Annotated in this window: 10 protein-coding genes; 3 read left to right on the forward strand and 7 right to left on the reverse strand. The window is 71.7% G+C overall.

Translation table 11 applies throughout. The annotated features are described in order from the left end of the window. Positions 1-159: 159 nt before the first annotated feature. A complete protein-coding gene (locus tag VFZ20_RS12845) occupies positions 160-1188 on the reverse strand; it encodes a Leu/Phe/Val dehydrogenase (RefSeq protein ID WP_329684288.1) in 1029 nt (342 codons plus the stop codon). Positions 1189-1320: 132 nt separating this feature from the next. On the opposite strand from VFZ20_RS12845, the gene VFZ20_RS12850 reads away from it, so the two are divergent. Further along, on the forward strand, positions 1321-2019 hold the full coding sequence (locus tag VFZ20_RS12850; protein ID WP_329684289.1) for a GntR family transcriptional regulator: 699 nt from the start codon (positions 1321-1323) through the stop codon (positions 2017-2019). A 117-nt stretch (positions 2020-2136) separates the two neighbouring features. Here the strand turns inward: VFZ20_RS12850 and VFZ20_RS12855 are convergent, their stop codons facing one another. Next, a complete protein-coding gene (locus tag VFZ20_RS12855) occupies positions 2137-2637 on the reverse strand; it encodes a MarR family transcriptional regulator (RefSeq protein WP_329684290.1) in 501 nt (166 codons plus the stop codon). 9 nt (positions 2638-2646) lie between these two features. Then, positions 2647-3069: an organic hydroperoxide resistance protein gene (locus VFZ20_RS12860; RefSeq protein ID WP_329684291.1), complete on the reverse strand. Its 423-nt coding sequence runs from the start codon at positions 3067-3069 to the stop codon at positions 2647-2649. Between the two features lie 114 nt (positions 3070-3183). On the opposite strand from VFZ20_RS12860, the gene VFZ20_RS12865 reads away from it, so the two are divergent. Further along, positions 3184-4209: an LLM class flavin-dependent oxidoreductase gene (locus VFZ20_RS12865; protein WP_349264090.1), complete on the forward strand. Its 1026-nt coding sequence runs from the start codon at positions 3184-3186 to the stop codon at positions 4207-4209. A gap of 117 nt (positions 4210-4326) precedes the next feature. Here the strand turns inward: VFZ20_RS12865 and VFZ20_RS12870 are convergent, their stop codons facing one another. After that, positions 4327-4758, reverse strand: a complete 432-nt coding sequence (locus VFZ20_RS12870; RefSeq protein WP_329684293.1) for a MarR family transcriptional regulator — start codon at positions 4756-4758, stop codon at positions 4327-4329. 149 nt (positions 4759-4907) lie between these two features. On the opposite strand from VFZ20_RS12870, the gene VFZ20_RS12875 reads away from it, so the two are divergent. Beyond that, complete coding sequence (locus VFZ20_RS12875; protein WP_329684294.1) at positions 4908-5426, forward strand: DinB family protein; 519 nt, start codon at positions 4908-4910, stop codon at positions 5424-5426. A 220-nt stretch (positions 5427-5646) separates the two neighbouring features. Here the strand turns inward: VFZ20_RS12875 and VFZ20_RS12880 are convergent, their stop codons facing one another. The 3 genes from VFZ20_RS12880 to VFZ20_RS12890 form a co-directional block, all read right to left on the reverse strand. After that, positions 5647-6315: a single-stranded DNA-binding protein gene (locus tag VFZ20_RS12880; RefSeq protein WP_329684295.1), complete on the reverse strand. Its 669-nt coding sequence runs from the start codon at positions 6313-6315 to the stop codon at positions 5647-5649. 82 nt (positions 6316-6397) lie between these two features. Further along, a complete protein-coding gene (rimI, locus tag VFZ20_RS12885; protein WP_329684296.1) occupies positions 6398-6904 on the reverse strand; it encodes a ribosomal protein S18-alanine N-acetyltransferase in 507 nt (168 codons plus the stop codon). Further along, positions 6904-7203: hypothetical protein (locus VFZ20_RS12890; protein ID WP_329684297.1), on the reverse strand; the 300-nt coding region annotated here is incomplete at its 5' end. The genes rimI and VFZ20_RS12890, both read right to left, overlap by 1 nt.

A 7203-nucleotide genomic window follows, 5' to 3' on the forward strand; every position in this document is an offset into this window, starting at 1 on the left:
CTTCATCTCACAGCGTCGGCCCGGTAGAGGACTCAGAACTGACAGCACGGGCGAGGCGAACTGCCAGCAGTTCTCCCCCTCCCCCGCGAAGCGGGGGCAGGGGGCGGGGGGAGGGGGCTCTAGCCCGAGCAGCGAGCCCGCCGATTCGCTCGGACCGTATCAGCCCTTCGCCGCCGCCAGACGCTCCTCCACCATGCGGTCCGCGGCCTCGTGGGGGAGGATGCCGGATGTATCCGCACGGCGGAGCAGGTCGCGCACGGTGTCGTGGATGGCGTCCACGCGCGCGGCGCACTGCGCGGGCGTCCAGCCCGCCATCTCGCCGTAGCCCGTGATCACGCCGCCCGCGTTGGCCACGTAGTCCGGCGCGTAGACGATGCCCCGCGCCGCCAGCCGCGCCCCGTCGTCCGCGTCGCGCAGCTGGTTGTTGGCGCCGCCCGCCACGACGCTCGCGCGGAGACGAGAAATCGTCTCCACGTTCAGGATGCCGCCCAGGGCGCACGGCGCGAACACGTCCGCCTCCACGTCGTAGATGGCGTCCGCCGACACGACCCGCGTGCCGTGCTCCTCCGCCACGGCCGCCGCGCGGTCCGCGTCCACGTCCGCCACGACGACGTTCGCGCCGGCCTCGCGCAGCAGGCGCACGAGCCACGCGCCCACGTTTCCGGTCCCCTGCACCGCGACCGTCATCCCGGCCACCTCCCCCGCGCCGAAGCGGTGCGCCACGGCCGCCTGCAGCGCGCGGAACACGCCGCGCGCCGTGTGGGGCGACGGGTCGCCGATGCCGGACGACACGCCGGCCACGTGCGGCGTGACGGCCGCCATGGTGTCCATGTCCGCGGGCGTGGTCCCGACGTCCTCCGCCGTGATGTACGTGCCGCCCAGCATGTCCACCACCCGCGCGTGGGCGCGAAAGAGCGCCGCGCGGTCGTCGATGCGCGCCGGCGCCAGGATGACGGACTTTCCGCCGCCCGCGTCCAGCCCGGCGAGGGCGTTCTTGTACGTCATCCCCCGCGACAGGCGCAGGGCGTCGTCCAGCGCGTCGGCCTCCGCGGCGTAGCGCCACAGGCGGGTTCCTCCCAGCGCCGTGCCCAGGGCCGTGCTGTGCACGGCCACGATCCCGTGGTATTCCCCATCGCGCGCCACCACCACGCGCTCCCATCCCGGTACCTGGACCTCACGAACGTCCATCCGCGTCTCCACACGATAAAGTGGCCTCGCGCGCGCGAAGTGGTTGACGCGGCGCGACTTGTCGACAATTTTGATGGTACGGAAGGCGCATGCAAGGCCTCCACCCGTCCCCCCACTCCCAATCCGACGAACATGACCGCCACCATCCAGCGCGGGGCCCGCTCCGCCCACGTGTACGACCGCCTGCGGGAGCTCATCATCCGCGGCCGGCTGGCGCCCGGCGCGCGCGTGGTGGAGCAGGAGGTGGCCGAGCGGATGGGGATGGGCCGCACGCCCGTCCGCGAGGCGCTGCAGCTGCTGGTGCAGGAGGGGTGGCTCATCGGCTCCGAGGGCGGGCGCCGGCAGCTGACCGTGGCGCCCCTGCGCGACGACGACGTGGCCGAGCTGTTCCCCCTGCTGGGCGACCTGGAGTTCGCCGCCCTGCGAAACCTGGACCGGCTCTCGGACGAGGAGCGCGCGCGGCTGGTCGCGGACGCCCGCGCCGCCAACCGCCTCTTTGGCGAGACGGTGGCGCAGGTGCCCATCGACGCGGAGGGCGCGTTCACGAGCCACAAGGCGTTCCACGCCACGCTGACCAGGCCGCTGGCGGGCCCGCGCCTGGGGTGGCTGCTGGGGATGGTTCGGCCGCAGGTGGAGCGCTACGAGTGGTTCTACGGCACGCTGCTGCAGGGCAGCCTGGACGTGGCCACGGACGAGCACGAGGTGATCGTGCGCGCCGTGGAGTCCGGCGACGCCGACGCCGCCGCCGAGGCCGTGCGCACCAACTGGGTGAACGCCAGCCGGCGCCTGCGGGGCGTCATCCATCGCGTGGGCGAGCGCGGCGCCTGGTAAAACCGAACTGAATATTCACGCAGAGGGAGCAGAGGCAGCAGGGTACGTCATCGCGCGACGAAATCCTCTGCTGCCCCTGCTCCCTCTGCGTGAGATCGCAGTTTTCTGTTCGGCCGATTACGGCGCCGGCGCGTCCCCGTCCGGCAAGGTCCCCGCGCGTAACGCCTGCACGTAGCGCCAGAGCGCGTCGCGCAGGGCCCCCGCATCCTCCAGCTCCATCGGCAGGCCGCAGCGCAGCGCCTCCGGGACGGCGCAGGCGCGCGCGCGCAGGTCGCGGCCGGCGGGCGTCAGGTCCACCAGCACCCGCCGCTCGTCCGCCGCGTCGCGCGCCCGCGTCACCAGGCCGCCCGCCTCCAGCCGCTTGAGCAGCGGCGTGAGCGTGCCGCTGTCCAGCCCCAGCGCGGTCCCCAGCTCCCCCACGGACCGCGGCGCCCGCTCCCACAGCGCCATCAGCGCCAGGTACTGCGGATACGTGATCCCCAGCGGCTCCAGCAGCGGCCGGTACAGCCGCGTGGTCAGGTTGGCCGCCGAGTACAGCGCGAAGCACAGCTGGCGCTCCAGCCGCAGGTCGTCCGCCCCCGGCGGGGTGCAGCCCGCGTCGTCCGCTTCGCGCATCATCCCCTTCGCTCAGGCCGTCGCCTGGACGGTGTGCGTCACCTGCACGTTGCCGCGCACGGCGTTGGAGTACGGGCACACCTGGTCGGCCGCGTGCACCAGCGCCTCGGCCGCCGCCTGGTCCAGCCCCTCCACCTCGGAGTGCAGCGCCACCACCAGCTGGAACGCGCCCGTCTCCGTGGGATGGATCTCCACGGTGGACGTCACGGCCGCGCCGCGCAGGGGCAGCTTTTGCCGGCCCGCCAGGAACCGGATGGAGCTCTCGAAGCACGCCGCGTAGCCGGCCGCGAACAGCTGCTCCGGGTTGGTGGCGCCGCCCCGGCCGCCCAGCTCCTTGGGCAGGGCGAGATCGACGCGCAGCAGGCCGTCGCTGGTCTCGGCGTGGCCTTCGCGGCCGCCCACGGCGCGCGCGGTGGTGGAGTAGAGCACGGGCATGCGGTGTCGTCCCTGGAAGAAGGTGGCGGGTGGTTTCCAGAACGATAGCATCCAATTAGATTGTACGCAATGGAATTCATCGCACGTCCACCCGAGGCAGTGAGCGGCACCGTGATGGCCGACATCCCGTTTTCCGTCCTTGACCTGGCGCCCATCGTGGAGGGCGGCGACGCGGGGCAGGCGCTTCGTCACACGCTGGACCTGGCGCGACACGCCGAGCGCTGGGGGTACCGGCGCTACTGGCTGGCCGAGCACCACAGCATGGCGGGCGTGGCCAGCGCGGCCACGTCCGTCGTCATCGCGCACGTGGCGGGGGGAACCAGCACCATCCGCGTGGGCGCGGGCGGCATCATGCTCCCCAACCACTCGCCGCTCGTCATCGCCGAGCAGTTCGGCACGCTGGAGTCGCTCTTTCCCGGGCGCATCGACCTGGGGCTGGGCCGCGCGCCCGGCTCCGACCCCGTCACGGCCGCCGCGCTCCGCCGGACCATCAGCGGCGGCGCGGACACCTTTCCGCACGACGTCGTGGAGCTGATGGGGTACTTCGACCCGCAGCCCGGCCAGCGCGTGCGCGCCGTCCCCGGCGAGGGGCTCACGATCCCCGTCTGGATCCTGGGAAGCAGCCTGTTCGGCGCGCAGATGGCCGCGTCGCTGGGGCTGCCGTACGCGTTCGCCAGCCACTTCGCCCCCGGCGCGATGATGCAGGCCATCGAGCTGTACCGCGAGCGCTTCGAGCCGTCCGCGCAGCTGGAGCGGCCGTACGTCATGCTGGGCTTCAACGTCTTCGCGGCGGACACGGACGCGGAGGGCCGGCGGCTGATGACGAGCGTGCAGCAGGCGTTCCTCAACCTGCGCCGGGGCCGTCCGGGCCGCCTGCAGCCGCCCGTGGACGACCTGCTGGAGCAGCTGCACCCCATGGAGCGGCTGATGCTGGACGAGGCGCTGGCGTGCAGCGCCGCCGGCTCGCCCGATACGGTGCGCGCGGGCATCCAGGCGTTCATCGACCGCACGGGCGCGGACGAGCTCATGCTCACGTCGCAGATCTTCGACCACGCCGCGCGCCTGCGCTCGTACGAGATCGCGGCCCAGGTCCGCCCGTCCATCACCCCCGCCGCCTCCGCCGCGACGGTGGCCTCGTAAGCAAAAACAACTGCATTTCTCACGCAGAGGGAGCAGGGGCAGCAGAGTACTTCGTCGCGCGATGACGTACTCTGCTGCCCCTGCTCCCTCTGCGTGAGAATTTTGTTTCCGTTTTCTTCAGCGTTCCCGCAGCCGCACCTGCGTGATCTCCTCGATCGCGCGCATCACCGCGTGAAATCCCTCCACGTCGCGCGCGCTCACCCGCGCGCGGATGTCGTCCTCCAGCGCCAGCAGCACCCGGTCCGCCTCCTCCGCGATGGCTCGCCCCGCGTCCGTGATGTGGATGAGGAACGAGCGCCGGTCCGCCGGGTTCAGCTCACGGCGGATCAGGCCGGCCTTCTCCAGCCGGTCCAGCATGCTCGTAAAGGTGGACTGCTTGATCCCGAACACCCGCACCAGCTCCCCCACGGGCGCCGGCGCGTACGTGCGCAGGTACGCGATCAGGTGCCCGTCCGTGGGGCTCAGCTCCAGCCCGCCCGTGGGCGCGCCCAGGTAGACGGAAAGCTGCCGCGACGCCTTGTGCAGCGGCGAAAGGAATTGCAGGGCCATGGCTCGAGGCACGAGGAGATGGTACGAGATCGGAATATACGGGATCCGATCCATCGCTACCAAGCCCCTTGACGCGGACGGGGCGGAAGACGATAATACGGCAGTCGAATTATACGATATCGTACAATCATTCACCCCAGGAGCCGCCCATGTCCACCCCCGAACCGACTACCGCCGTGAGCCCGACGGAAGGCCTGCGCCACGTGGCGCGCCTGACCAGCTTCGTCCTGCACGCCAACGTGGAGGGCATCACGCAGGCCGAGAGCCTGGCCGCGCCGCAGCCGGCGGGCAACTGCCTCAACTGGGTGGTGGGCCACCTCGTCTGCATCGGCAACAAGGCGCTCCCCGTCGTGGGCCAGGAGCCGGTGGTGGACCCCGCTAGCCTGGACCGCTACGACCGCGGCTCGGCACCCCTCACCGACCCCGCCGAGGCGCGCGACATCGGCGAGCTGATGCGCCTGTGGGACGAGGTGGCGGCGCGCATGGACGCCGGCCTGGCCGGGTTCCCGGGCGACACGCTGGACCAGCCCGCGCCGTTCAGCCCCGGCAACGACCCCAACGAGACGGTGGGCTCCCTCATCGCCACGATGGTCTTCCACCAGTCCTACCACGTGGGGCAGACGGGCGTGCTGCGCCGCGTCTCGGGCAAGGCAGGCGCGATCAAGTAGATTCCGATCCTGGCCTCTTACGAAAACATCTCACACGGGGCCTGCGGCCAACGGAGTCAACGGTTTTTCGTTCATCCGTTACCGTTGCCCCCGTTGGCCGCAGGCCCCGTGTGAGAAATGCTGTTTCAAAATCGCGTGGGGGCAGGATGCACATCGGCATCCTGCCCCCACGTGTCATCTCCGCCGAATCCGCTCCGGCGCCAGCCTCGGCCGGACCGGCTCAGAACGGAAGATCGTCGTCGTCCTCGAACGGCGGGGCCTGGAAGTCGTCGTAGTTGCCGCCGCGGCCGCCACCACCCGTTCCGCCTCCGCCCGTCCCGCCACCTCCACCGCTGCCCCCGCCGGAGCGCGCGGGCTGCTGGGCACGGCCGCCGCCTCCCCCGCCGCCGCCGTATCCACCGCCACCGCCGCCCCCACCACCGTAGCCGCCGCCACTGCCACCACCCCCGCCGCCGTACTCGCGCCGGCCGCCGCCGCCACCGCCGTACTCGCCGCCGCCGCCCTCGCCGCGGCCGCCCAGCAGCAGGATCTCACGGGCGCGGATCTCCGTGGAGTACTTGGTCACGCCGTCCTTGTCCTCGTACTGGCGGTACTCGATGGAGCCCTCCACGTACGCCTTTTCGCCCTTCTTGAGGTAGCGCTCCACGATGTCCACCATGGACATCCCGCCCCCCTCGCCACCTCCGCCGCCCCCGCGGTTGTAGCGCTGCTCCCACACCACGATGCGGTGCCACTCGGTCTTTTCCTGCGGCTGGCCGTCCTGCCCCGTCCAGCGGCGGCTGGTGGCCAGGGAAAAGTTGGCCACCCGGGTGCCGTTGGCGGTGGTGCGGATCTCGGGATCCTGCCCCAGGTTCCCGATCAGCATGATCTTGTTCAAGCTGCGCGACACGGCGCCTCCTCGTCTCTATGAGTATGTGTACGGAGTAGACAAAGCGCGGAAGGCGCAACAGTAGGCGCCGCCGTTCAGCCTGTCAAGAGAAATTTTCGGGGAATTCGCCGATGCGCAGACGCATGACAAGCGCGTCCTCCGTCGGCAGGGAATAGTACCGGGGACGGCGTCCCACCACGGCGAAACCGCGCTGGCGGTAAAGGTGTTGGGCGGCCACATTCGACTCCCGGACCTCCAGGAAACATTCGATGGAGCCGCGGGTCCGGATGCGCTCCACGACGGCGTCCACCAGCGCCCCGCCGATCCCCGCCCCCCGCGCCGACGGCGACACGGCCACGTTGCCCAGCTCCGACTGGTCGATGACCGTCCAGCACGCCGCGTAGCCGGCAAGCCCGCCCTCGGCCGTCTCGGCCACGAGCAGGTCCGTGTCCGAGCGCTTCATCAGCCCCCGGAAGGTGACCTCCTTCCACGGCGTGCTGAACGACTCACGCTCGATCTCGATCACCCGCGCCAGGTCTCCCTCGCGCAGGGGACGGATGCGGAACGGGCGCGGACGGGCCCGCGCGGCGGCGGCCTCGAGGGTCGCCATCAGCCCGCTCCTTTGGCGGCAGCCGCGGCAATGCGCTCCACGCCCGCCGCGCGGACGTACTCCGGCTCCCACGCCGACGGGTCCGGCACGCGTCCCCCCTCCGGGACCGTCCGCGCCAGCCACAGCAGCCCCGCGGCCGGCGACCGCTCCTCCTCCGCGACGGCGTCCGCGCCGAACACGGCCGCCAGCGCAAGCCGGTGCAGGACCGCGCCCTCCGCCACGAAGCGCACGTCCGTCCCGTGCAGCCGCTCCACCAGCTGGTCGATGGGCAGGGCCGTGAGGGGCAGCACCTCCTCCAC

The organism is Longimicrobium sp. (assembly GCF_036280135.1).
In the GTDB taxonomy this organism is placed as follows: domain Bacteria; phylum Gemmatimonadota; class Gemmatimonadetes; order Longimicrobiales; family Longimicrobiaceae; genus Longimicrobium.